The organism is Paenibacillus sp. CFBP 13594 (assembly GCF_014842675.1).
GTDB lineage: Bacteria > Bacillota > Bacilli > Paenibacillales > Paenibacillaceae > Paenibacillus > Paenibacillus amylolyticus_B.
In genome coordinates this window covers 698,933-721,671 of record NZ_JACYVQ010000001.1, presented here as the reverse complement: position 1 = coordinate 721,671, position 22,739 = coordinate 698,933, and the positions used below count along the sequence as shown (strand labels likewise).

General features: G+C 41.4%; 22 protein-coding genes and 1 pseudogene. 19 read left to right on the top strand and 4 right to left on the bottom strand.

Annotated elements, in window-relative coordinates; translation table 11 throughout:
• Position 1 precedes the first annotated feature (1 nt).
• From nikB (IFU39_RS03390) to IFU39_RS03310, 17 genes and pseudogenes are all read left to right on the top strand, one after another.
• Complete coding sequence (nikB, locus tag IFU39_RS03390; RefSeq protein ID WP_149847154.1) at positions 2-946, top strand: nickel ABC transporter permease; 945 nt, start codon at positions 2-4, stop codon at positions 944-946.
• Positions 943-1,800, top strand: a complete 858-nt coding sequence (nikC, locus tag IFU39_RS03385) for a nickel transporter permease (RefSeq protein WP_105599010.1) — start codon at positions 943-945, stop codon at positions 1,798-1,800. The genes nikB (IFU39_RS03390) and nikC (IFU39_RS03385) overlap by 4 nt, the downstream gene beginning before the upstream one ends.
• Before the next feature lie 31 nt (positions 1,801-1,831).
• Entirely contained in the window at positions 1,832-2,677 is an 846-nt protein-coding gene (locus IFU39_RS03380; RefSeq protein WP_223200037.1) for an ABC transporter ATP-binding protein, read from the top strand.
• 6 nt (positions 2,678-2,683) lie between these two features.
• Positions 2,684-3,475, top strand: coding sequence for an ABC transporter ATP-binding protein (locus IFU39_RS03375; protein WP_076331704.1), 792 nt, complete (start codon positions 2,684-2,686; stop codon positions 3,473-3,475).
• Positions 3,476-3,494: 19 nt separating this feature from the next.
• Complete coding sequence (locus IFU39_RS03370; protein ID WP_244660853.1) at positions 3,495-4,361, top strand: DMT family transporter; 867 nt, start codon at positions 3,495-3,497, stop codon at positions 4,359-4,361.
• A gap of 40 nt (positions 4,362-4,401) precedes the next feature.
• Positions 4,402-5,106 carry a class I SAM-dependent methyltransferase gene (locus tag IFU39_RS03365; RefSeq protein WP_192131267.1) on the top strand — a complete coding sequence of 235 codons (705 nt, stop codon included), beginning with the start codon at positions 4,402-4,404 and terminating at the stop codon, positions 5,104-5,106.
• Between the two features lie 225 nt (positions 5,107-5,331).
• Entirely contained in the window at positions 5,332-6,840 is a 1,509-nt protein-coding gene (gene nikA / locus IFU39_RS03360) for a nickel ABC transporter substrate-binding protein (protein WP_192131954.1), read from the top strand.
• A 2-nt stretch (positions 6,841-6,842) separates the two neighbouring features.
• Positions 6,843-7,778, top strand: a complete 936-nt coding sequence (gene nikB / locus IFU39_RS03355; protein ID WP_192131265.1) for a nickel ABC transporter permease — start codon at positions 6,843-6,845, stop codon at positions 7,776-7,778.
• A gap of 2 nt (positions 7,779-7,780) precedes the next feature.
• Entirely contained in the window at positions 7,781-8,623 is an 843-nt protein-coding gene (gene nikC / locus IFU39_RS03350) for a nickel transporter permease (protein ID WP_076331701.1), read from the top strand.
• Between the two features lie 7 nt (positions 8,624-8,630).
• The gene (locus IFU39_RS03345; RefSeq protein WP_076331700.1) at positions 8,631-9,443 is read left to right on the top strand and encodes an ABC transporter ATP-binding protein; all 813 of its coding nucleotides are present in this window, start codon (positions 8,631-8,633) and stop codon (positions 9,441-9,443) included.
• Complete coding sequence (locus tag IFU39_RS03340) at positions 9,440-10,237, top strand: ABC transporter ATP-binding protein (RefSeq protein ID WP_192131263.1); 798 nt, start codon at positions 9,440-9,442, stop codon at positions 10,235-10,237. Before IFU39_RS03345 ends, IFU39_RS03340 begins: the two co-directional genes overlap by 4 nt.
• A gap of 346 nt (positions 10,238-10,583) precedes the next feature.
• Positions 10,584-10,982, top strand: coding sequence for a hypothetical protein (locus IFU39_RS03335; RefSeq protein ID WP_192131261.1), 399 nt, complete (start codon positions 10,584-10,586; stop codon positions 10,980-10,982).
• Positions 10,983-11,156: 174 nt separating this feature from the next.
• Entirely contained in the window at positions 11,157-11,462 is a 306-nt protein-coding gene (locus tag IFU39_RS03330) for a hypothetical protein (RefSeq protein WP_192131259.1), read from the top strand.
• A 367-nt stretch (positions 11,463-11,829) separates the two neighbouring features.
• Positions 11,830-13,104 carry a GIY-YIG nuclease family protein gene (locus IFU39_RS32730; protein WP_244660852.1) on the top strand — a complete coding sequence of 425 codons (1,275 nt, stop codon included), beginning with the start codon at positions 11,830-11,832 and terminating at the stop codon, positions 13,102-13,104.
• A gap of 440 nt (positions 13,105-13,544) precedes the next feature.
• Positions 13,545-14,842: pseudogene (locus IFU39_RS03320) on the top strand (IS110 family transposase).
• 786 nt (positions 14,843-15,628) lie between these two features.
• Positions 15,629-17,641, top strand: a complete 2,013-nt coding sequence (locus IFU39_RS03315) for an ATP-binding protein (protein WP_192131257.1) — start codon at positions 15,629-15,631, stop codon at positions 17,639-17,641.
• Between the two features lie 18 nt (positions 17,642-17,659).
• Positions 17,660-18,112, top strand: a complete 453-nt coding sequence (locus IFU39_RS03310) for a DUF6042 family protein (RefSeq protein WP_062319776.1) — start codon at positions 17,660-17,662, stop codon at positions 18,110-18,112.
• Between the two features lie 870 nt (positions 18,113-18,982).
• On the opposite strand, the gene IFU39_RS03305 is transcribed toward IFU39_RS03310, so the two are convergent.
• Positions 18,983-19,141, bottom strand: coding sequence for a YjzC family protein (locus IFU39_RS03305; protein WP_143038097.1), 159 nt, complete (start codon positions 19,139-19,141; stop codon positions 18,983-18,985).
• Positions 19,142-19,611: 470 nt separating this feature from the next.
• On the opposite strand from IFU39_RS03305, the gene IFU39_RS03300 reads away from it, so the two are divergent.
• Positions 19,612-20,451: a hypothetical protein gene (locus IFU39_RS03300; RefSeq protein WP_192131255.1), complete on the top strand. Its 840-nt coding sequence runs from the start codon at positions 19,612-19,614 to the stop codon at positions 20,449-20,451.
• Between the two features lie 47 nt (positions 20,452-20,498).
• Here IFU39_RS03300 and IFU39_RS03295 read toward each other — a convergent pair whose 3' ends face one another.
• Positions 20,499-20,840 (bottom strand): helix-turn-helix domain-containing protein, encoded by a 342-nt coding sequence (locus tag IFU39_RS03295; RefSeq protein WP_062319770.1) that lies wholly within the window; start codon positions 20,838-20,840, stop codon positions 20,499-20,501.
• A 129-nt stretch (positions 20,841-20,969) separates the two neighbouring features.
• Between IFU39_RS03295 and IFU39_RS03290 the strand changes: the two genes are divergently transcribed.
• A complete protein-coding gene (locus IFU39_RS03290; protein ID WP_192131253.1) occupies positions 20,970-21,260 on the top strand; it encodes a hypothetical protein in 291 nt (96 codons plus the stop codon).
• Positions 21,261-21,296: 36 nt separating this feature from the next.
• Here IFU39_RS03290 and IFU39_RS03285 read toward each other — a convergent pair whose 3' ends face one another.
• Complete coding sequence (locus IFU39_RS03285) at positions 21,297-22,334, bottom strand: tyrosine-type recombinase/integrase (protein ID WP_192131251.1); 1,038 nt, start codon at positions 22,332-22,334, stop codon at positions 21,297-21,299.
• A gap of 64 nt (positions 22,335-22,398) precedes the next feature.
• A complete protein-coding gene (locus tag IFU39_RS03280) occupies positions 22,399-22,641 on the bottom strand; it encodes a helix-turn-helix domain-containing protein (RefSeq protein ID WP_062319765.1) in 243 nt (80 codons plus the stop codon).
• Positions 22,642-22,739: the final 98 nt, after the last annotated feature.

The following is a 22,739-nucleotide window of genomic DNA, read 5'->3' as shown; positions in this document are numbered from 1 at the left end:
CATGGTTCGGCAATCCTTTTCACGAATCATTCAGCTGATCCTTGTACTTTTAATGCTGAGCCTGGCAACCTTCCTGCTGATGAAGCTGGCTCCAGGTGATCCCGTACTTACGATATTGAAGGCCAACGAGGGAGCTGTCTCCCAATCGGATCAGGACCAGGTGCAAGAACAGCTTGGATTGAATTTACCACTTGTGCAGCAGTATGGTCTCTGGCTTCAGGGCGTGATTCAGCTCGACCTGGGAAAGTCATTTGTTAATAACCGGGCTGTGTGGGACCTGATGATGGATCGACTTCCCGCCACAGTATCGCTGACTTCAGGTGCGATTGTCGTGTTATTGCTTATATCCGTCCCGCTGGCTATATTGGGTGCAAAATATAAAGGGAAATGGCCGGATCATCTCAGTCGACTATTCGCATTGATCGGAGCTTCCATCCCCAGCTTCTGGCTAGGCTTATTGTTAATCTACGCCTTTGCCTTCAAGCTAAACTGGCTACCTACGATGGGCAGTGGCAACGTCAGGCATCTCATTCTTCCATCGATTACACTGGGGTTTGTCATGGCCCCCGAGTACATCCGCTTGCTTCGGTCGGGACTGCTGGATGCGTTATCGCAGGAATATGTGCGTGCCGCTCGTGCAAGAGGCATAGCGGAGTGGAGGGTCATCGCCAGACATGCACTTCGTGCCGCTCTTCTGCCAGTCATTACGATTTTCGGAATGAGTCTGGGTGCACTGCTGGCAGGTTCAGTCGTGACTGAAACTCTTTTTGCCTGGCCGGGTCTGGGAAGTATGGTCATGGAAGCGATCACTCAACGGAACTATCCGGTTATTCAGGGATATGTTCTGCTGACAGGCGTATTCATTGTGACAGCCAATGTGCTTGTGGATCTTAGTTATAGTCTGCTCGATCCCCGAATTCGCTCGGGAAGGGGGAGAAACGTGTGAAATGGACATCACTTGAGAATCTTGTGGAATTTCATAGAGGCCAAAGTCTTCGATTGAGTCCGCTACTGTGGCTCGGTGCGGGCATCATTCTGTTTTTCCTCCTTATCGCTCTCATTGGACCCTGGATATTGCCTAACGATCCTCTGCTGGTTCGTATGTCCGATCGTTTACTTCCACCCAGTGCCGAATTTCCGCTAGGTACTGACCATCTGGGCAGATGCATTTTGTCCCGCATTATAGATGGGACCCGAACAACGATGAGCACATCCTTTCTAGTGTTGACTACAGTCATCCTTATAGGTGTTCCCATAGGCATGTTATCCGGATTTTGGGGTGGTAAGCTGGATACGTTACTTATGAGAACCGTCGATGGCATTGGTGCAGTTCCTGAATTTCTATTGGCTGTTGCTGTTGCCGGTTTTCTTGGTCCAGGTCTGCTTCATGTCATGCTGGCTGTGGCGTGTGTGAAATGGATTACGTATGCAAGATTGGTGCGGAGTATTGTGCTGCTGGAAAAGGAAAAAGATTATGTCAAAGCTGCTGTTGTGGCTGGTAGCGGGATGTGGATCATTCTTTATCGTCATTTGGCAAGACAGGTTGCGTCGCCGCTCGCGGTCATGGCTGCACTCGATGTAGGCCGTTTCATTCTGCTGATATCGACGCTTTCATTTCTCGGTCTGGGTGTGCAGGCTCCTGCTCCGGAGTGGGGGGCGATGCTGAATGAAGGACGCTCGTACTTCCAGGCGGCCCCACAACTGATGATTTACCCTGGGTTATGCATTCTGATGGTTGTATTCAGCTCTAATCTGATCAGCGACGGCATTCGGGACCATCTGGACATACGTAATCGTTAAAGTGTTTTAATGTGGATGGGAGGGAAAAGCATTGAGGAAATTAACGGAAAGGCAACCCATCCTGGATGTAAATCATTTGTCGATCAGTGCCGTCCATCAGGGTCACAGCCACAGAATTACGGAAGATATTTCATTTAATATTCATATCGGGGAAACACTGGCGATTGTCGGAGAAAGTGGAAGTGGAAAAAGTGTTACAGCCAGTGCGATCGCCGGCCTTCTGACCAAACCACTCGCCATTACCCATGGGCAGATTGTTTTCCAAGGGATAAACTTGTTAGAGTCACGGGCAGGGTACGTGAAATCGCTGCGGGGTAAAGAAATTGGTTACGTGTTTCAGGACTATCGCGGTAGCTTCACACCGTTCATGAAGGTCGGCCATCAGTTGATGGAAGTCATCCGTACACATACCCGGGCTACACGAGCGGAAGCGAAAGAAATGGCGCTAGACTGGCTACACCGTGTAAAGCTTCCTGCCGAACGATCCTTTCGGAGCTATCCGTTTCAGTTGAGCGGAGGACAATTGCAGCGGATTGCACTTGCAGCCGCTTTGATGCTGAAGCCAGCTCTGCTGGTTGCAGATGAACCGATTACAGCGCTTGATGTCGTCACTGGACAAGCCATTATGGACTTGATGCAGGAGCTTCAGCATGAAGTCGGTTGCGCAATTTTGCTGATCTCCCATGATTTGAGACAGGTCGTTAAGCGTTCACACCGAATCGCGGTCATGCAAAGAGGCCATATTGTGGAAATAGGAAGCCGGGAACAGATTAAGCATGCCCCACACCATCCCTATACGCAAGCGCTGCTCAAGGCTTGTCCGATAATCTCTCGCAAGCAGCATACGAGTCCACAAGAAACACAAGTTTGGGGGTAACAGAAGATGGAGCCTTTACTGCTGGTTAAAAATCTGGTTAGAACCTATGGACGAGGTAGGGATGCGGTCCGAGCAGTTCATCAGGTTTCGTTCACCATACAAAAAGGGGAGTGTCTGGGGCTAGTTGGCGAGAGCGGCAGTGGCAAAAGCTCGCTGGCGCGACTGCTGCTGGCCTTGGAAAAACCTGATCATGGAGAAATACGACTGCTGGGAGCCTCACTTGTAGAGGCGAAAAAGAATACGCTCCGAAAGATGAGGCAACACATTCAGGTTGTATTTCAGGATAGTAATGCCTCCCTGAATGATCGGTTGCCTGTCTGGCGTTCTGTACTGGAGCCTTTGGACAATTTTCCAGAGGTTAAACCTCCCTTTCTGGTGGATGTCAGGGAGAACAGACGTGCAACATCGGCAAGGCTGCTGGAGATGGTGGGACTGGGACCGGAACATCTGGATCGTTACCCCCATGAACTGAGTGGAGGACAACGCCAGCGGGTAGCCATTGCAAGAGGCATCAGCCTCAAGCCAGAGCTGCTCATCTGTGATGAGCCCACTTCCAGCCTGGATGTTACCGTGCAAGCGAATATTCTCAAGCTGTTAAAACAATTACAGACCAATCTGGAGATGTCATTCTTGTTCATCTCCCATGATATTGCAGCCGTTCATCAGATGAGCAATCGAATCCTCGTCATGAAGGATGGGGCAATCGTTGATGAGTTTGCAAGCGAGCAAATCAGCGAGCCAGAGAGACATGATTATACAAAATGTCTGCTTTCAGCGGTATATGACCTGGAGCAATAGTTTTTTCTTTACACAAGTTATGATGAAAGAGGTTCTAATGAAAAACGGTGTATGGTTAGCGTTGTTCTCCTCATTGGTATTCAGTGTGATGAACGTTCTTGTGAAAGAGATCAGTGCGACGATTCCACCGGCAGAGATTGCTTTCTTTCGCGGACTGATTGGAACTATTCTGATCCTCGTATTGATGCGTTACGGACAGATTTCTTTTTCCCAAACAGGAATTCCAATGCTGGCATTAAGAGGTGTACTCGGCGGGTTGTACATGCTTGCCTATTTTTTTACCTTGTCCAAGATTCCATTAACTGACGCGAGCATACTTGCACAGATGTCACCCGTCTTTGTCATTGTGCTCTCAGTTATTTTCCTGAAAGAGCGACTTTCCCGCAGAACTATAGCGATACTGCCCTTGATTTTCCTGGGTGCAATACTTCTGATCAAGCCCCATGAGTATGCCAGTTATTCTGCCTATGCTCTGGTCGGGATATTAAGCGCTGTCTTTTCGGCAGCAGCCGGGATCTCCATTCGCTACTTGAGCAAGACTCATCCATCCTATGAAATTGTATTTTATTTTGTGGCTACCTCAGCGCTGGTCGCATTGCCCTTTATGTCACAGCAATTTGTCGTACCAGACCCGATGCAATCGGTGTACCTTCTAGCCATTGGTGTGGTTTCACTGCTTGGACAAGTGTTCCTGACCCGGGCATTCACACATGAAAGTGCTATCGTGGTTCAGGTCGTCAGCTATTTCGGTCTGGTATTGAACGGAATATTCGGCTTTATATTCTGGCAGGAAATTCCGGATATGCTTACCGTGCTTGGCGGTGTGATCATTGTTACGGGGTGTATCGCCCTATCAAGTCGAAGAGGGGCGAACAAGACACGATAGATGTTTGGCCTACGTATTTCAAATGAAGGAGGTTATGATCTTGAACAAACAAACGCTGTATGATGTATGGTGGCACCACCCTGGAGAAGGAGATCAGGGGATGGAAGATGATCATATCCCACACTGGGAGAGAATACTTGGTTTTATACCGGAAGAGCGTCTGGAGCAATGCAGTGTTCTTGATTTCGGCTGCAACCAGGGAGGATTCCTGAGGCTTCTACACTCTCACCGGCCTTTCAAGGAAGGTGTTGGAACAGATCTGGCACGTCAATCCATTGAAATTGCCAATCAGCGCATGGGAGATCTGCCGCTGGAGTTCTATGCTACTGGGCAGCCTGAGCAGTTTGTGCATCGGTTTGATTTAGCTTTTAGTCTGGCCGTGTTGTATTTGATTCCCGATCTGAATAAACATGCGTTGCAGATCAGAACCTGTCTCAAGCCAGGTGGCATTTATTATGCTACCTTTGCCGACTACGGTAGCAACCCCAGTTTGCCCGAGATCAGGGATCGCATTAACGGCAATGCAGCCATTCCTATGCAGGATCACACACTGGATACCATATCCGAAGCGTTCATGCTGGCAGGATTTCAGGTGAGCGTGCGTCGCATGCTGCCAATAGGATTCGTCGATCTGTCTCATGGTAAGAAGTGGTATAAACGAGTGGCAGATCAATTGCAGTTTGCCTATGAACAATCCTATATATTCCGGTTTGTTGCCCCAAAGGCTAGCATAAATGGTCTCTAGGGGTAGATTATAGAAAGGGTATGACTATTGTTGTATCCTCCTGGCTCAAGTGATTGATTTCAATGGCTTGAGCTTTTTTTGTCACAAATTTTAGCTTTAATAGCTCATTGGGGCTATTACGAATATTCATACCCATCAAGTACGATATAATACGTATTGTTTTTTCAATCAGATGCTTTTATCGATGGAGGTTAGACAACGTTGCAGACACAGAGAAAAATAACGATGATTTTGGTTTTATGCACAGTGCTTTTCGTTTCGGCCTGTTCCAGTACGCCGAAGGATGCAACAACGCAACCTGCAGCGACGAAAGACAAGGAAGTTACGTTTTTGTTCAACTTTGCAAGCCAGACGATTGATCCACATCAAGATTATACCCCTTTGAGAGCTGGAGTGACTGAAACCTTGGTTAAGTTGGGTGAGGATCTGCAGATCGAGCCCTGGCTGGCTGAGAAGTGGGGCACGACAGACGGACAGCACTGGACATTTGAGATTAAGAAGAATGTAACCTTCCAGGATGGACGGGCCCTGGATGCCGAAGCTGTAAAACAATCTCTTGAACGGGCGATCCAGGTGAATCCGGGTGTAGAACAGGTTTTGAACATTAAGGAAATGAGTGCATCCGGTCAAACACTGAATATTACGACTGTGCAACCCTTCCCGCAGTTTCCATCCGAGCTTGTTCACCCGAACGCATCCATTCTGGATGTCAATGCGGCTGACCCGGACAAAACACCTGTTGGAACTGGACCTTTCAAAGTTACGTCCTTCACAGCGGGAAGCTCACTCAAGGTGGAGCGCTACGATGAGTATTGGGGCGGAGCTGCCAAGCTGAGTCGTGCCTCATTCAACTTTAATGAGGATGCGAGTGCGCGCCTTTCGGCTCTGATGTCGGGAGATGCGGATATTGTATATCGCCCGCCAACTGAAAGTCTGGAAACGATGAAAAGTGACTCCACTCTTCATTTGGAATCGGTCACAAGCCTGCGCACACACGAGCTTATTTTTAATACAAACCAACCCGAATTCAAGGACAAATATATGAGAAAAGCCTTTGATGCTCTTGTCAATCGTGAAGAATTGAAGGACGTGATTATGGGTGGACAGGCTACGCTCGCAACAGGACCATTCATGCCTGGTTTCTCCTTTATGCCTTCCTATGAAGTCAAAACGACAGGTACCGAAGCAGCACTGGCATGGTTTGAAAAGGCTGGTTATCAGGTGGAACAGGGTAAAGTAAGCAAGAACGGCAAGCCGCTTAGCCTGAAGCTTGTAACGTATACATCACGGGCGGAATTCCCGCTGTTTGCTCAGGTACTGCAAGCACAAGCGAAGGAAATCGGTATCCAGATTACAATTGAGTTTGTGGATAATTATGAAGACTATCTGCTCACCAAAGATGACTGGGACCTGGGCACATACAGTCCATTAATTGCACCACGCGGAGATGCCAGTTACTTCCTCAATGTAGCTTTCAAACCCGACGGGACGCTGAATTTCGGCAAAATTAATGATTTGCAGCTGAACAAATGGATTGACCAGTTGGATCAGATGGTGGATACCGATAAACGAAATGAATTAATTGAAAAAATCCTGATGCATATTGATGAAGAAACTTATTACTCCTACCTGGTTCATCCCAATACGCTCGTTGTGTATAAAGATCGGGTGAAAAATTGGGTAACCAGCAAAAGTGAGTATTACATGCTGACCAATCAACTGGATGTGGAATAGACATGAACAAGCTCCTGAAACGAAGTATAGAGTTCATTCTCTTTATTTTGCTTCTGTCCTTCATTAGCTTTGTGTTCGTAAAATTAGCTCCCGGTGATGCGGTAAGGGAAATACTGCGCTCGGATGATGTGGCCGTGACCTCTTCCCAAATGGAGAAACAGCGTGAGGCTTTGGGGTTAAATGATCCTGTGCTCGTGCAATACGGGCAGTGGCTCGGACGTCTTGTCCGACTCGATTTGGGAACTTCATATATGACCAATCGTCCGGTAACGGAGGAATTACTGGACAAATTGCCGGCAACCTTGCTGTTGACGTGCACTTCACTGCTTGTGCTGATCGTCATCGCCATTCCGCTCGGCACACTGTCCGCCTTATATCCCCATAGCGTCATCGACCGGTTCAGTCGTCTTCTGGCTGTACTGGGCACCTCAGTCCCTAGCTTCTGGCTGGGGCTTCTTTTAATAGAAGGCTTCTCAGTGAGAACACATCTGTTTCCCTCTATGGGGACGGGGAGCATTGCGCATCTGGTGCTTCCATCCCTTACACTGGGATTAACCATGGCCGCCGTATACGTGCGTCTCATTCGTTCAAGTTTGCTGGAAAGTCTGGGTCAGGATTTTGTTCGGGGTGCACGATCCAGAGGAATAGGTGGCTCGAGTGTGCTCCTTAGACATGCCTTCAGGCATGCACTCACTCCCGTTGTCACCATGTTTGGTGTAAGCATCGGAAGCTTGCTTGGGGGAACGGTCGTGATTGAAGTGCTGTTCGCCTATCCCGGTATGGGCAAATTCATTGTTGATGCCATTCAGAGTCGTGATTATCCGGTTATTCAGGGCTATATGGTACTGATGGGCCTGATCGTTACAATCATCCACATGCTCGTCGACCTTCTGAATGACGTTCTGAACCCCGAGATCCGGTTGAAGGGGGAACGATAATCATGCTTAAAACCAAGTTTAGACTTACCCCTCCGGTGCAAAAACCAAAAATGAGCGTTCACATCATCATTTTGGTACTCGTTGTTTTGACCTTGATCTGTGCTCCTTATGTGGTTCCACATGATCCCTATGCGGTCAACTTGGCGATACGACTTCTGCCCCCAGGTATAGATCATCTGCTGGGGACCGATGATCTTGGTCGAGATCTATTATCCCGTATGCTGCTCGGGGGAAGGAATACGGTAGGAACCAGTTTAAGTGTTCTCTTCGGTTCACTCGCCATCGGTATTCCCGCAGGATTAATGGCCGGGTATGCAGGCGGGTGGCTGGATCGAATCTATAAACGAATATCGGATGCTTTTCTTGCATTTCCGGATTTTATTATTGCCATTGTGCTTAGTGGGCTGATGGGACCAGGTATCTTCAATCTGATGATTGCCATCGTTTCGGTCAAATGGATTACGTATTCCCGCATCGTTCGAAATAGCGTGATCGCGAAGAAACATCAGGAGTATATTACCATCGCCCGCCTGAGTGGATTACGTCCTCATCAGATTTTGTGGAAGCATTTACTACCCCATGCGTTGTCTCATGTGATTGTGATCGCTTCGCTGGATATGGGTAAAGTCATTCTCATGATTGCCTCGCTCTCCTATATCGGATTGGGGGCACAGCCTCCTGCACCAGAATGGGGGGCCATGCTGAACGAGGGACGGGCATATTTTCATAGCTCACCTTACCTTATGATTGTCCCTGGACTCGCGATTATGCTCGTCGTGCTCTGGTCCAACATGCTGGGAGATCGGGTGCGCGATAGGCTGGATATCAAACGAAGCAGGGAGTGAGAAGCTGATGAGTTTACTCGAATTAAAAGGACTCCGACTTATCGCCGGAGAGAAGATCCTTATTCACGATATGCATTTGTCCGTAAAGGCTGGCGACTGGCTGACTGTCATTGGGGAAAGTGGCAGCGGAAAAACACTTACAGGTTTGTCTATCGGTCGTTTACTTCCAAACGGGGTGCGCCATGCGGCTGGACAAATCACATTTAACGACCAGTCTTTATCGGAGTTATCCGAGAAACAGATGAATGGGCTGCGTGGCAAAGAAATCGCGTATGTATTTCAAGACTATACAGGTGTATTTAGCCCGTTTCTTACGATAGGCAAACAACTGGATGAGACGCTTAGGGTTCATTATACATGGGGGCCCAAGGAACGAAAAGAACGGATCGAGCAAGCTCTGAATGACGTTTCCTTACCTGCCAAACGGGTTGTTGTCAGCTATCCGTTCCAGCTAAGTGGTGGACAATTGCAGCGGGTATCCATCGCGATGGCGATGTTGCTTGAACCGAAACTGTTGATTGCGGATGAACCCACGTCTGCGCTGGACTGGGTTACGGGGGCAGAAATACTCGATCTGCTCATTCGATTTCGAGAGAAGACAGACTGTTCCATTTTGTTCATCACACATGACCTGAAGCTGGCTAGACGCTGCGCGGATCAGATTGTCATTATGCGGGAAGGTCGAATCTTGGAATCCGGCAAGGCTGAGGACGTGCTAACACAAACCACACATCCGTACACCCAAAAGCTTTTGGCAGCTGAATCCATACTGTCTTATGCTGAACCTGGCGTCGTTCCGGAACGAGGTGGATTATCATGAGTGAAGAAGCTGTGTTTACCGTTCAAAACCTGATCAAGACCTATGCTGGACAGACAAGGACGATCGACGGAATTTCTTTCAGTCTCCACCCGGGAGAATGTGTGGGGCTGATCGGAGAAAGCGGGAGCGGAAAGAGTACACTGGCACGTTGTATTTTATTGATGGAGAAGATGGATTCCGGGCAAATGTGGTTTCAGGGAAGAGAGATGTTAAAACCTCGAACTACTCTCGCCTATCGAACCCTTGAGGGTCAAGTTCAGGCCGTTTTTCAAAATCCTGCATCGAGTCTCAATCCAAGACTACGGATCATTGATTCCGTGATGGAACCGCTGGACACCTTAAAGAATCGAACACCTGTAATCGTCCAGGATTGCAGACAGGACAGGCTGAAGTGTGCCGAACGGCTACTGGATCTGGTGGAGCTGCCAGCGCATCTCTTGCATCAGTATCCCCATGAGCTCAGTGGAGGTCAGAAGCAGCGCGTCGCTATTGCCAGAGCGATAAGCAGTGACCCATCCCTGATCATCATGGATGAACCCACATCCAGTCTGGATATGATTACACAAGCTCAGATCATCGAGATGCTTATGATACTGCAAAAAAACATCGGATTTGCCTGTTTATTTATTTCACATGATCTGGCTACAATCCAGCGTATATCCGATCGAATTATGGTGATACAGGAGGGACGAATGATAGACCATTTTGCCAAGGAGGATTTATTTTCATCCGAGAGGCATGCATATACACAGCAATTGGTTCACAAATATTCGAAGCGAGGGAGAAAATTATAAAATCCGGCTAATGATAGCCGGATTTATTTTTGACCATTTGTTAGCTTTTTTCTCCATTCAAGATCATGCCTTTTTTTACTAACCGCACGGCAACCCTACAACAGTTATGAATTACTTCAAGACTCTACCGACATATTACTCTGAATGCAGGAGCGATGTTTACTATAAAGTTAAGTAACACGTACTTCTAAAATAAAACACGTTTCTAGAGTTATTCAATCATCATATATTAGTATTAGACGAAAAGTTGAATCTAAGAGGAGAATAAAATTAGTTAAAAAACCTTCATATACATCTATGAATTATTGTACAGAAAGACAATGGCGGAAAAATTACTTTTTAAATAATGAAGACTCAACAATGTATTGATACAAAGATTCTTTTTTGGATTATGGAAAAAATAGTTATCCAATTTAGTGAAAATTTCTTCAATGCATGGCTGGAGATAGCAGGGGAGAGAAGTAAAGAAATTAGCGCACCTTCTTGGAACGAAGTAAATGAGATGAGATATGGTTCTATTCCAATAATAGCTTTTAAATATAATTTTATTGAGAAAAGCTCATCAAATTGTGTTGAGTATCACTATTCAGAAAATGAAGAAGTGCCAGCTTACAAATATGTTTGCCCATATCAACACGAAAGTGCCATATACGTAATTGTCCAAGGACAAGAACATTGTTCTATTCAAAGTCGCTATTATAGCGGCTTTTTTGATTTAAGGAACCAAGTTCTTGTCCCAAGCTAAGGATAAGAACTTGTACCGATTACCGATTAGATATATATCTAAACACTGATCACATTTACTTAAAGCCTTATTACGTACCATATGATTGTTCTTACTAGATGGTACACGCTATACTGATAAGACAAGAGGGCTACGGCCTTCTTTGATTTGTTAGAAAGGGGAGGGGAGATAAATATGAACATTACTGATGCAGCGATGGTTTTCGAGGAAGGCGAGCTGGTTAATATATTGACGCACACAGCACATAACGGTATCATTGACGATCGCAGCTCAGGCCGTATAAAGGCAGTTGAATACAAGGTCGCGCCACTTCCCAATTATGGAGGCACGCCATCGCTAATTATGTTTACATTGGAGGAGCTGACAGAAGGGACTAGAACTCAGTATTTATGTCAGTTTCCCGAACGTATAAAATATTCAGACGGCGAGTTGACCTTTAAGGACAACCATCACTACTTCACAGTCAAACGACAAAAATAATTGTTTTCCAGATGGCGCCCTAGGGCGTCTTATTTCTGTCTACGATTTGATAACAAAGCGTAAAGTGGGTTTATAGAGTGATTGGACACTCGAAGCCACCTCAGATACACTAAATGAAATGAGGAGAGTGTTCATGAAAAGACGATTTAGATGCCCCGTTGCGGCGAAAAAGGAGTATGTCGTAGAAGTGCGAATGTAGTGTTCGTTTTGTGTTGTCATAATTAGTGAGAATTATATATTTATGCATTAATATACAATAAATTTAAAGGAAACATATTTTGAGAGTAATTTAATTATAGGGTATTCAGTACATTAGAAATTGAGTTGTTATTTAGAATGAATTGATACAGATTCAGGGGGAATAAAAATGAATTTTATTAAACGGATTTTTGGTATAGAAAAAACAAAAAAGCAGAATGATAATACAAAAAAATTCAAAGATCCGGGTGATTTGTCTTTAGGAGAACAGAATCGTTCACTTTCTAATGATGTATCCTATGAACTATCTATGAAGAATGAGCTGGGGTTGTCTTTATACTCATCCCATGTAGGTGTTCCTACTGGGAATACGGCTACTGATTTTTACGTGTATGAATGGTTCATCAAGAGCACAGGTGAAGTATTCTATGTCGGTAAGGGGCGCGGTAACCGGTTTAAAGATTTCCACCAGAGAGCATATGAAGCCGAAAGAATTCGTAATATGTATGATACGGAAAATCGATTTATTGGTATGGGATTAACAGAAGAACAAGCATTGGAACTAGAGACACAAGAAATGGTTAGGCTTCTAAACGAAACTAATGATAGATTAACGAATCGTATAATACCGCTGTTTACTAAACGCGGTAATGGATATGAACGTAGTCTTAATACCCCTCTACTGTCATTTGAAAGAGCTCCTCATCAGTATGCAAATGAGATTGAGGAACATTACTTCAACATAACCTCACGTCCATTTGATAAAGTTGAATATGATAACTTAAAAGCAGTAGTTTTTATTACCCGAAATATGAGGAATGAGCTGAATATCATATATAATGGTAATCCAGACAAATACATAAGTGAAACAAAGAAATTATTATCAACCAGTGGGAATAAAATACTCAAAAGTCAATTTGCAAAGTCGGTCACATCGTGGATTTATATTGGAGATGAAGGTGTATCCAGTGTTAATTTAGATCAAGAGAAAGCATTAGAAAGGCTCGGGATACATATTCCTGTTTATCATCTTATAGATGTATGGAAGCTTTTAAAAGAAAAATGGGATGTAGTGGAGACAAATTCTGTTGAAGAAATTCCAATATATCCAATCCATAATCGAGTCTTGCTTCAAGATATTAAGCATTTGAATAACTGGGAAAAAGGTTTCGATGAAGGGTTCTCATATTGGGAAGAAGGCGAAATAGAAAGAAAAGAGGGCCGTCTCGAAAAAGCTATTGAACTATTTAATATTGCAAGATATAACGGATACAATGCTCCAGCCTTATATAAATCGTATGCAATGTCCTATCGAAAATTGAAAGACTACGATAATGAGATAGCAATATTAGATGAGGGCCTCGTACGTTATCCATCTCTAGAATTAAAGGAGCGTAGAGAAAAAGCTCTAGAGTTAAGACAAAAAATAAATAAAAATAAATAGGCCCTTGGCTTGTAACATCCAATGTGATTGAGAACTAGGCACAATCAACAAAGAAGATTGAACGAGCGGGTATGCTAGTCGGTATACATAAGGCCCTTCGTGAGAAGGGCTCTTTCAAAGATACGGCTTCACTCAATATTCTCAAATGAATAACTTTAAAGGCTTGTTCTGATAACACGACCTTATAGCTTGATAGTGGCTTTCATTATTAATCAGCAAATTACCTTCTGTCACATGTTGATTATTGAATCCTCCAAGTATTTTTCAAGCTCGTCATTTGGTCTTATCATAAAAGTTAACTTATTGATTTAACATTAGATATAAGGAGCCATTCCTGTAATGAAGTAATTTGAGCTTTGAATGAAAAATGCGCCTTTAGTATACTGGGAATCGTTGTTCCGACCAAAGAACAATACCCACATACGAAAAGAGGCGCACAAATGAAGTATAAGATGAAACAGAAACAGAATCAACGTATTACGCGAATTACAGAAGATACGCTAGTCATTGGAGCAGACATTGCCAAAAAGATTCACGTAGCTAGAGCGGTAGATTTCCGTGGCATTGAATTAGGAAAAGACTGCGTGTTCTACAACGATCAGGAAGGGTTAACTAGGCTAGTAACATGGATGAAAGAACTTCAGGAGGTTCATCTGAAAACGGACATTTTTTTCGGAATTGAGCCTACCGGGCACTACTGGTTTCCGCTAGCCGCTTTTCTGGAAGCTCGAGATATCAAGATCGTCATTGTGAACCCGCATCACGTAAACAAGAGCAAGGAACTTGAGGATAACTCGCCGACGAAGAGTGACTATAAGGATGCCAAAGTCATTGCAGATCTCATTCGAAACGGGAAGTACTCGGAGCCCAAATTGCCGGCAATGGAATATGCCGAACTACGCATCCTCATGAATTTCCGTGAGAAGGTTATGGTGAGTTTAAACCAAGTCAAGGCCCGTGTGCATAATTGGTTCGACCGCTATTTTCCAGAGTATTTGAGCGTGTTTAAAGATTGGGAAGGCAAAACTTCCTTGATGACCATGCGCCAGTTTCCGACACCGGAAGAGATCGTCTCTACAGGCGCCAGAGGCGTTCTCGCACACTGGAAAACGGAAGTGAAGCGCGGAGTCGGTATCAAGAGAGCGGAAAAGCTCTTTGCGACAGCCGGGATATCCATCGGGCTTACCGAAGGGTTACGAGCTGCGAGACTGGAGCTTCTGAGCTTGCTCGACCAGTATGAGCTTTTCTCTAAACAGGTGGAAACGACCATGAAACAGGTCATGGATATCTTGAGTGAGATACCGGGAACGACGCAGATGTTGAATATCCCAGGCGTTGGCGCGGTTACCGTTGCAGGATTTCTGGCTGAGGTTGGCGATCTGAGTCATTACGACCACGGACAACAAATCATCCGGTTGGCGGGCTTGAATCTAAAAGAAAATAGTTCTGGTAAGCGTAAGGGTAAAACTGGCATTACCAAGCGTGGACGATCTCGACTAAGAGCTCTATTGTTCCGTTGCGTCATGCCAATGGTAGCTAAGAATGAGGAGTTCAAGGCCCTTCACAAGTATTTCACAACACGAAGTCAAAATCCGCTGAAGAAAAAACAGTCGCTAATCGCGCCTGCGGCAAACTGATACGCGTCCTGCACACGCTGGGGACGAAGGAAATAGAGTACAACGCAAACGAAGTTCTTGGTCCTGTACGACAAGCGCAGTTACAACAGATTGCAGCTTAGTTCAAAGAATCAATAGCCTGAAATCTCGACTCGTTCACAGATGTATAACGAGACAATTGAAGCACCGGAGAAGCCGAAGAATACCATTCCATAAGGGCAACGACCCCGTTTAGGAGCAAGAATCGGCCTCCACCCCTGGGCAGGTAGAACGAAGGAATGTAAGGGCAATGACCCCGCGTGACATGGGAGGGTGAACCCCGAGGGAGATGTGGAGATCCACTGTGCGATCAAAGTATGACCACAGTTTGGATAAAAAATGGAGTCCAAGCTCTGTTCCCGTCACCGGTCATTACAGAAAAATCTGGTTCTGAACCAATATTCCTCCATCAAGCCAAGATGTCGAAGTTGTAAATCTACGAATGGACGAGAAAACAGGCGAAAACATTACTTTATAGTGGGAGGGTAGTAGAATTCAATATTTATATAGTGATGTCGAATAGTTACATAATGGTAGAATCAAGGTCAATTTATATTTGCTAACGGCGCAGCGAGCGCTTTTATCCATAATTTCTCATATTTAGACAAAGAGGATCTAGAACGGGAAACTACTCGTACAAAAAAAGTTGAAATATTGAACAAAAATCTTTGAGGTTCATTGTTTGGATAAGCAGTTCAAACTTCACCAAAGATTGGATCTGTCTAACATGAAGGTTAATCTCAATACTAATTCTCGGCAAATTTGCTACATAGCGGGATTATGCGGACGATTGATTTTACAATATATACAAAAAGAAAATATTGGAATAGAATTAAATCATAATTTATGTCATGGGAGTGATTGAGAGTATGAAAAAAATTCAGATTTCTACTAAAGGAATAAAAAAGTCGCTTAAAAAATATACATACCTGCAATCGATCTCTGAATATATTTGGAACGGTTTTGATGCAAAAGCAACTATAATTGAGCTCCAAACATTCCAAAACGAGTTAGGTTCTATTAACGAAATTCAAATTATAGATAATGGGTATGGAATAAAGATCCAAGATCTAGAGGGTAAGTTCACCCCCTTCTTCGAGTCTGATAAATCAATAGATCCTAATCTAAGATTAAGAAACATGCTATCCGCTACTCATGGAAAAAATGGTATTGGGCGTTTGACATTTCATCGTTTTTGTTCCGAAGCCGAGTGGATAACAGTCTATAAGGATGAATCAGTAAAAAGGAAGTACTCAATACATATAAAAGAGAATAGTCTGGACACTTACAATGTCACTAATCCAAATATAGTGGAAGAAAATATCGGTACATGCGTTATTCTAAGAGGGATTTACGAAACAAGTATTGATATAAGTGAAATAAAAAGATTTCTTTGTCGTGAATTTGGATGGTATTTAGAATTATACTCAGGGCAGGGGTATAAAATTAAACTAAACGGTGAGACCCTAGATTACAATAACATTATAGGTGAAATTGAATTTGATACATTTGAGTTTCCTCAGATAGATAGTTCCTTTTCTGTTAAATATGTGCGATGGAATGAGCGGTTGAATCATGAATACTCTAAATATTATTTTATCGATTCTAACAATAACGAGAGACATAAAATAAACACTAAATTTAATAATAAAGGTGATTCATTTTATCATAGCATTTATATTCAAAGTCACATTTTTGACGATTTTTCCTTTGACGATATCCAAGATGGACAACAAGTAATTTTTGGTTACAACACTGAATCAGATGAATATAAATTTATGATTGAGAGATTGAACGAATACCTTAGAGAAAAAAGGAAACCATTTTTAATAAAATATACTGACGTTGTTATTCAAGATTTCAAGACTGTAAATGCATTTCCAGAATACGGGGGAAATCCATGGGATGAAGTTCGTAAGGAAGAGCTTGAGAATTTAATACGAGAATTATACCAAGTAGAGCCTAAAATTTTCGTTAAACTGAATGTAGAACAGAAAAAAACTTTTGTTCGATTTTTGGATCTAATTATGGATGCAGGTGAGCGAGAGAAGCTGTTCGATGTTCTGAATGGAATTGTTGAATTAGATAGCACAGAGCGAAAAGAATTATCCGATATGCTTAAAACGAATCACTTATCAAATGTTATTAAAACTATACGCTTGGTTCAGGATCGATTTAAGGCAATAAACTATCTACAGGAAATGGTCTTTCGAAAGGATTTAAGAGCTAATGAAGTTGATCATTTACAGAAGTTTATTGAAAAGCACTATTGGATTTTTGGTGAACAATATCATCTTGTTACAGCGGCCGAACCCAAATTTGAGGAAGCGTTGAGAAGATACGTACATTTACTAACGAAAGTTGAGATAGAAGGGAAAATAGATCATCCTGATAAGCTTAGAGAAATGGATATATTTATGGTCCGGGTTGAAAAGCAGGTTGAAAGAATTAGCAATATTGTTGTTGAACTCAAACATCCATCGATTAGTCTTGGAAAAAAACAATATGACCAAGTTATTAACTACCTCCAGGTAATTCTTAATCAACAAGAATTCAACTCATCACAAATGCAGTGGGAGTTCCTGCTTGTTGGAAATAAGTTTGATCAAACAGGTTATATTGAACAATTATTAGAAAACGCTGCTAACCATGGCGAGCGTTCAAAAGGACTAGTTTTCAAAACAGGAAAATTCAAAGTTTATATAAAAACCTGGGCAGACATCTTTACGGAATTTGAAATAAGGCACAAATATCTGGACGATAAATTGCAACTAGAAAGAGCAAAATTAAATGATCGTTTAGATCAAGTGGGTCAAATTATTGAAATACAAGACGAAAACACAGCAATAATGCCAGATCAATATGTCATTCCCCAAAAATAAAAGTGAGGTGCAGTTACTATGGATACTCTGCTCAGTTTAATTAGAGAAGGTGTAGTAGAAGAAAACTATACAATAATTCCTAATGGATTCATTGATAATGGATGGATTGCAAAGGCACCATCTATTGCATCTCCTATACTGATGGGTTTATGTCTTACAATATCAAAAGGACTGAATAAAAATGAAATACTGAATTATTTAGAAGAACAATATTCCGATGACAACAATTATAATTATTTTGTCGCTCGTCATGATTTTAAGGATAAGAATGAACAACTCGAGTTTTGGGAAAATCGACAACGCGAAACAAAAATAAAATATTCACTAGAATCTGCAAATTATAAGTATCCTGTTTGTCTTCAAGATATGCTAAATTTGTTTGTACAATGGGGCATTGTTATTGAAGAGGATGAAACTTATGACTTAATAATTTCTCCTTTCCCTACGCCCGAATCTCTTGGGATAAATTGAAATTTAATCACGATATTTGATTTTAGTCTGCAGCTTGAAGTCGTATTTTTGCGACTTCTTATTTAATTCAAGCACCGCCTACAAAATGGTAATATATTTTCATAGTGTAAGGAGCATTATAATGAATTCATTCTTTGAAAGTGGTATTCCAACCATCGTATCAATTATGACTGTATTTTTTTTATTTATTAAAACTTTCATAAAAACATTCAACAAAACAATAATTGATTATACTATGGAGGTTAGAAATATAAGTCTATGGGAAAAGTTTTTAGAACATATTCTAACATCTTTCGTGTTAGTCGTTTTACTCCTAATACCGATATTTATAGTTGAACTTAGCACTTTTACTGCCTATTTCATATTCTATGCTACGGTTTTTATTTTTTTGATTAGTGGATTGATAATAACCATTTACTTAATTCGTTTCATGTTCAAAGATTTTCATAGTAAGGTTTTAAATGTGTTCGTCTTTATTAACTTCATTTCAGTTATCTTTATGCCTTTTCAAGTAATTAAAACATTGAATATGGATGCATTATACAAACTCCTTAGCAATTATATCGTTTCTTTTTTAGTACTCTCTGTACTTGTTACCTACATAGCGTTTACTTTAGATATTTATCCTAAGTTATTTAAATATTTCAACAAGAAGGAGTCTAAAAAACTTAAAATAAAAGTAATAGCTGATCCGTCCAATGAATTAGAAACACTACATTTTCATTATATGCTAGACAGTGAAAGACACGTATTATCTGAATCTAGAAAGCTCGAAAAGATAAATGATTCCTTTTTTATTTACTACCCTAAAGAGAATGTTCTTTTAAAATACTATTACTTATAATAAAAGAGGGCATAGCCCTCTGATTACTATTGTTTTTTGTATGTTTGGTTTTTCTTTGGGGTTGGTGGAAGCGTATCACCTTGCTTTACAGTAACACCGGTTTTAATCGTACCACCTCTCGGACCAAGAACTTTATAATCTCCTGTTTTTGGGGCCGAATTACCTGACTTTAATGGCTTTGACATATTATCACCTCCTTGTACTTTCTTTTACGAAATATTTAAGTACAAGTTTCTAATTACTATGTTAGAAGAATTACATAGAGAAGATGGATTATATGTCAAAAGGCGATATGTAGCCACAGGATAGGTTGTAATCAACCAAGTTTCTAATTATAATGCATATATAGGTGTAAGTGCTCCCAGGATTACAGGAGTCGTTTAATGATGAAACGTAGTACGGAGAAGCTGATTAAATGGTGTTGGATTTTTTGGGTAACGTTTCTGTTGTATAGATTACTTAGTCATTAATTAAAGAACAAAGTACGTACACCTATTAATTAAATCTAAATTCCTGGAACCTCCTCTTATTTTAAGGGGAGGTTCTTTAAACATAAAAATAATACTTTCATTGTTTTTTCAAAATATCCATTGTTTAAAACAAATAACAATGGTCAATACCACTCACTAATCTGATCACAAAGGAGAATAGATTAGTGAGTATAGAGAAAATCATTCAATTTGTTCAATCATCAAACTATGAGCAAATGAACTCAACAGGTGCAAAAATACAATTGCTGAGACAAGTCATTGGTGAATATCAATCATCCCTGGGACTTCAACGACTTGAATGGACAGAGCATGGCGTTGTTGGAAAATTCATTGCAAATAAACACTATGATATGAAAAATCCAAAATTGTTCGACTTATTAGAGAATCATGGAGTTCTGTCTAAAGTGGTTCGGATTAAATTAAAACAATTAAATGAGACAGAGAAATTATCGCTTCAAGAATTCTGTACGGTTGGCAACGAATATTTAAGGTTTACTCCAATTAGAGGAAATGGTGGCTACAATGAAGAGGAACTCAGTGTATACAGAAAGTATGTAACCAACAAAAATATATATGACCTCTTAGACCAATGGAAGCATTATAAAAGGATCTACTCTAACTTTGTTGAACACTGGGAATCTATTCGTAATCTGGCATGTAAGGAGATGTTGAGCACGAATCAGCACAAAGTAACCTTACCTGTAGGGAAGCTAAGTGTAGTAATTCCAGATCCAAACATTGATACCGATGCTGCATATAAAATGGGAGGGGGGAAGCTGCTACAACGAAGCGGAAAGATTAATATGGATCAAGTAAGATTATATGCAGCTAGAGGATACTTTTCATTGTCACAAGTGTATAAGCATCTACAGGTGGAGAACATCCAAACGAAATATTTGCTTTTAACATTAAAAAGTGAGCGAAATATGATGGAGGGATTAGTTCAGCAGAATAATAGATACTCTTGGATTAACTTACAAAGTGAAGCAGCATGGGAAATATAAATTTGAAACAAAGAAGGCCGATGTCTATGACATCGGCCTTTCTTGTCTTAACTATCAAAAAATTCAGATAAGAGCAGGTTAACCTTTTTTAGATCGGAAGATTTCATAGGCCAAAGCTTCTCATTGACTTCGTTTAGCAATTTCTCTTTATCACTTTTTCCAGTCTTAACATACTTGCTGTAATAAAAAAGTTCATGGACATTGACTTGAAGAGCATCCGCAATTTTCTGGAGATTTAACAAGGTAATATTTTTCTCGGCACGTTCAACGCCCCCGATGTAGGAGAAGTGAAAACCAGCCATTTCGCCTAATTCTTCCTGCGAATATCCTTGTTTTTTCCGTAATTCGCGAACACGCTGTCCTACTAATCTTAAAACAGGTTCGTTCATTGCCACACCTCTAATTCAGTCTAAACAATGGGAAACCTTCGATACATTAATGTATATAGATTATTTAATTAAAATGATAAGTTTATATATCAATTTGTTTGGGCATACATGATAAAGGAGGTGGAGGAGATGACAAATCACCTAAAAGCAGATGTTGGAATTGCTACCATAACAGCTCAAGGGATTTTGTTTAATGGTCGATTTTACACAAACCGAGCAGTGATTAAAAAGAAGTGGTTTGTACTAGCGAGAGAGGAAGGACAGTGGAAGATACCTGTTGTGTACTTACACAACTATTATGAAGCCATAATTATTATATCTTTAAAACACCAGGAGGTAAGTTTGGCTATGTGGGTTAATATTGAAGATTTGAATTTGGAAGAAGTAGAACATTATCATAAGGAATTTTCCAAAAAATAAAGCCTCATCTATATTAGATAAGGCTTGTAATGATAGTCATTTGATAATACTAGACAAAATTAAATACTTCTCCACTGCTTCAATATTACGTTGAGCCAATTGCTGCTTTGTGTTTCTCACACTATTTTTTTCAGCATACTGTAGACGAAAAGAATGGGTAAGCTGCCTAGTAGTCACTTCAGAGGCACCGAATTTTGAAGCATACTTTTTAACAAAAACTTGAATAGTCCTTTTAGAAATTCGTTTCCCGTGTACTTCACCATTGCTCTTAGCTAAAAAGAATGCTTCTTCCTCATTTTGAGGATTATAAAATTTCGTTCTAGTATTCATGTATTCAATAAGGTATTGTTTAGCTTTTTCTCCAAACATAACTTTATGTCTCATTCTGACTTTGGCTTGTTGTCTCGTGATTAGGATATAGTTATCGATCAGATTTAAATCATTTATGTCCATATTAACTAAATCACTTACAATTAAGCCGGATTCCAAAAGTAATGTAATAATACTCACATCTCTGGCTCGATTTTGAATATAGAACCGCTGAGCTTGGAGGTTATTCTGCTCAGAAACTCCTTCCTGAACGAATTGAACAAATTGATAGATCTCATTAAATCTTAAAACTTTGTTTTGCATCTGACGAGCGACTTCCATTGGACCTTTGGGCCTCTTCATTGTAAATGTAGCAAACCAATTACGGCGTAAAACTGGAACCCCCTTGATCTCAAACTCGAGATGTATAAAGCTAAATAATGAACGTAATGCGTTAAACCTACGCAACATAGAGCTATATTGCAAATTTCTTGAAACATATAGATGGTTAACAAATTGTTCCACATGCTCACGTTTAATATCATTAAACAACTCTAATTTCAGCTCACTTTCAGACGCAACGTATGGCCAAAGCTTTGGTCTGATCCAACTAAAGAATATACGAAAATCCCTTGAGTATTCTAATAGACTTGAAGGCGAGACGTTCTCATCTAGCTTCTGCTCAATAAAGTTAGTAACTACCTTAGGCAGCTCATTTGCTATGTCTGATAGTTTTTCTAAATCACGAAATTCTTGTACCTTCATTACCTGAAACACATCCTTTATTCTTTTTCTGGCTGTGTTCCCATTTCACTCTTTATTTATACATTTATGATTTATTTCTTCCTTCATACGATAGATTATTAAATAAAGATTCCAGAGGAATTTCTAGAATATGAAGTAGCAAATATAAGTTATATGCACTAATCATATGCCTACCTCGCTCAATGTTGGCTAGGGAAGAGCGGGCAAGAGGGTAACTCTGACAAATCTCTTCTTGTGTTTGCTTTTTCGATTTCCGAAGATCTCTTAGACATTCTCCTAGCCACTTATAGAACTGTTCTTCTGACATTTGAACCCCTCCATCTATAATTCTATTACTTCTTAGTATGTTCATAGATAGGCACTAGTTATACATAGAGGGTATAAAAAAGCTTTTTTTTGTTTATA

Excerpts from the sequence above, each read along its gene's own strand:
- IFU39_RS03315 (WP_192131257.1), top strand. The coding sequence starts at position 15,629 with ATGAAAAAAATTCAGATTTCTACTAAAGGAATAAAAAAGTCGCTTAAA.
- IFU39_RS03285 (WP_192131251.1), bottom strand. The coding sequence starts at position 22,334 with ATGAAGGTACAAGAATTTCGTGATTTAGAAAAACTATCAGACATAGCA.
- IFU39_RS03290 (WP_192131253.1), top strand. The coding sequence starts at position 20,970 with ATGACAAATCACCTAAAAGCAGATGTTGGAATTGCTACCATAACAGCT.
- IFU39_RS03375 (WP_076331704.1), top strand. The coding sequence starts at position 2,684 with ATGGAGCCTTTACTGCTGGTTAAAAATCTGGTTAGAACCTATGGACGA.
- IFU39_RS03305 (WP_143038097.1), bottom strand. The coding sequence starts at position 19,141 with ATGTCAAAGCCATTAAAGTCAGGTAATTCGGCCCCAAAAACAGGAGAT.
- IFU39_RS03310 (WP_062319776.1), top strand. The coding sequence starts at position 17,660 with ATGGATACTCTGCTCAGTTTAATTAGAGAAGGTGTAGTAGAAGAAAAC.
- IFU39_RS03370 (WP_244660853.1), top strand. The coding sequence starts at position 3,495 with ATGATGAAAGAGGTTCTAATGAAAAACGGTGTATGGTTAGCGTTGTTC.
- IFU39_RS03335 (WP_192131261.1), top strand. The coding sequence starts at position 10,584 with ATGAAGACTCAACAATGTATTGATACAAAGATTCTTTTTTGGATTATG.
- nikC (WP_076331701.1), top strand. The coding sequence starts at position 7,781 with ATGCTTAAAACCAAGTTTAGACTTACCCCTCCGGTGCAAAAACCAAAA.
- nikB (WP_192131265.1), top strand. The coding sequence starts at position 6,843 with ATGAACAAGCTCCTGAAACGAAGTATAGAGTTCATTCTCTTTATTTTG.
- IFU39_RS03345 (WP_076331700.1), top strand. The coding sequence starts at position 8,631 with ATGAGTTTACTCGAATTAAAAGGACTCCGACTTATCGCCGGAGAGAAG.
- nikA (WP_192131954.1), top strand. The coding sequence starts at position 5,332 with ATGATTTTGGTTTTATGCACAGTGCTTTTCGTTTCGGCCTGTTCCAGT.
- nikB (WP_149847154.1), top strand. The coding sequence starts at position 2 with ATGGTTCGGCAATCCTTTTCACGAATCATTCAGCTGATCCTTGTACTT.
- IFU39_RS03280 (WP_062319765.1), bottom strand. The coding sequence starts at position 22,641 with ATGTCAGAAGAACAGTTCTATAAGTGGCTAGGAGAATGTCTAAGAGAT.
- IFU39_RS03295 (WP_062319770.1), bottom strand. The coding sequence starts at position 20,840 with ATGAACGAACCTGTTTTAAGATTAGTAGGACAGCGTGTTCGCGAATTA.
- IFU39_RS32730 (WP_244660852.1), top strand. The coding sequence starts at position 11,830 with ATGAATTTTATTAAACGGATTTTTGGTATAGAAAAAACAAAAAAGCAG.
- IFU39_RS03340 (WP_192131263.1), top strand. The coding sequence starts at position 9,440 with ATGAGTGAAGAAGCTGTGTTTACCGTTCAAAACCTGATCAAGACCTAT.
- IFU39_RS03330 (WP_192131259.1), top strand. The coding sequence starts at position 11,157 with ATGAACATTACTGATGCAGCGATGGTTTTCGAGGAAGGCGAGCTGGTT.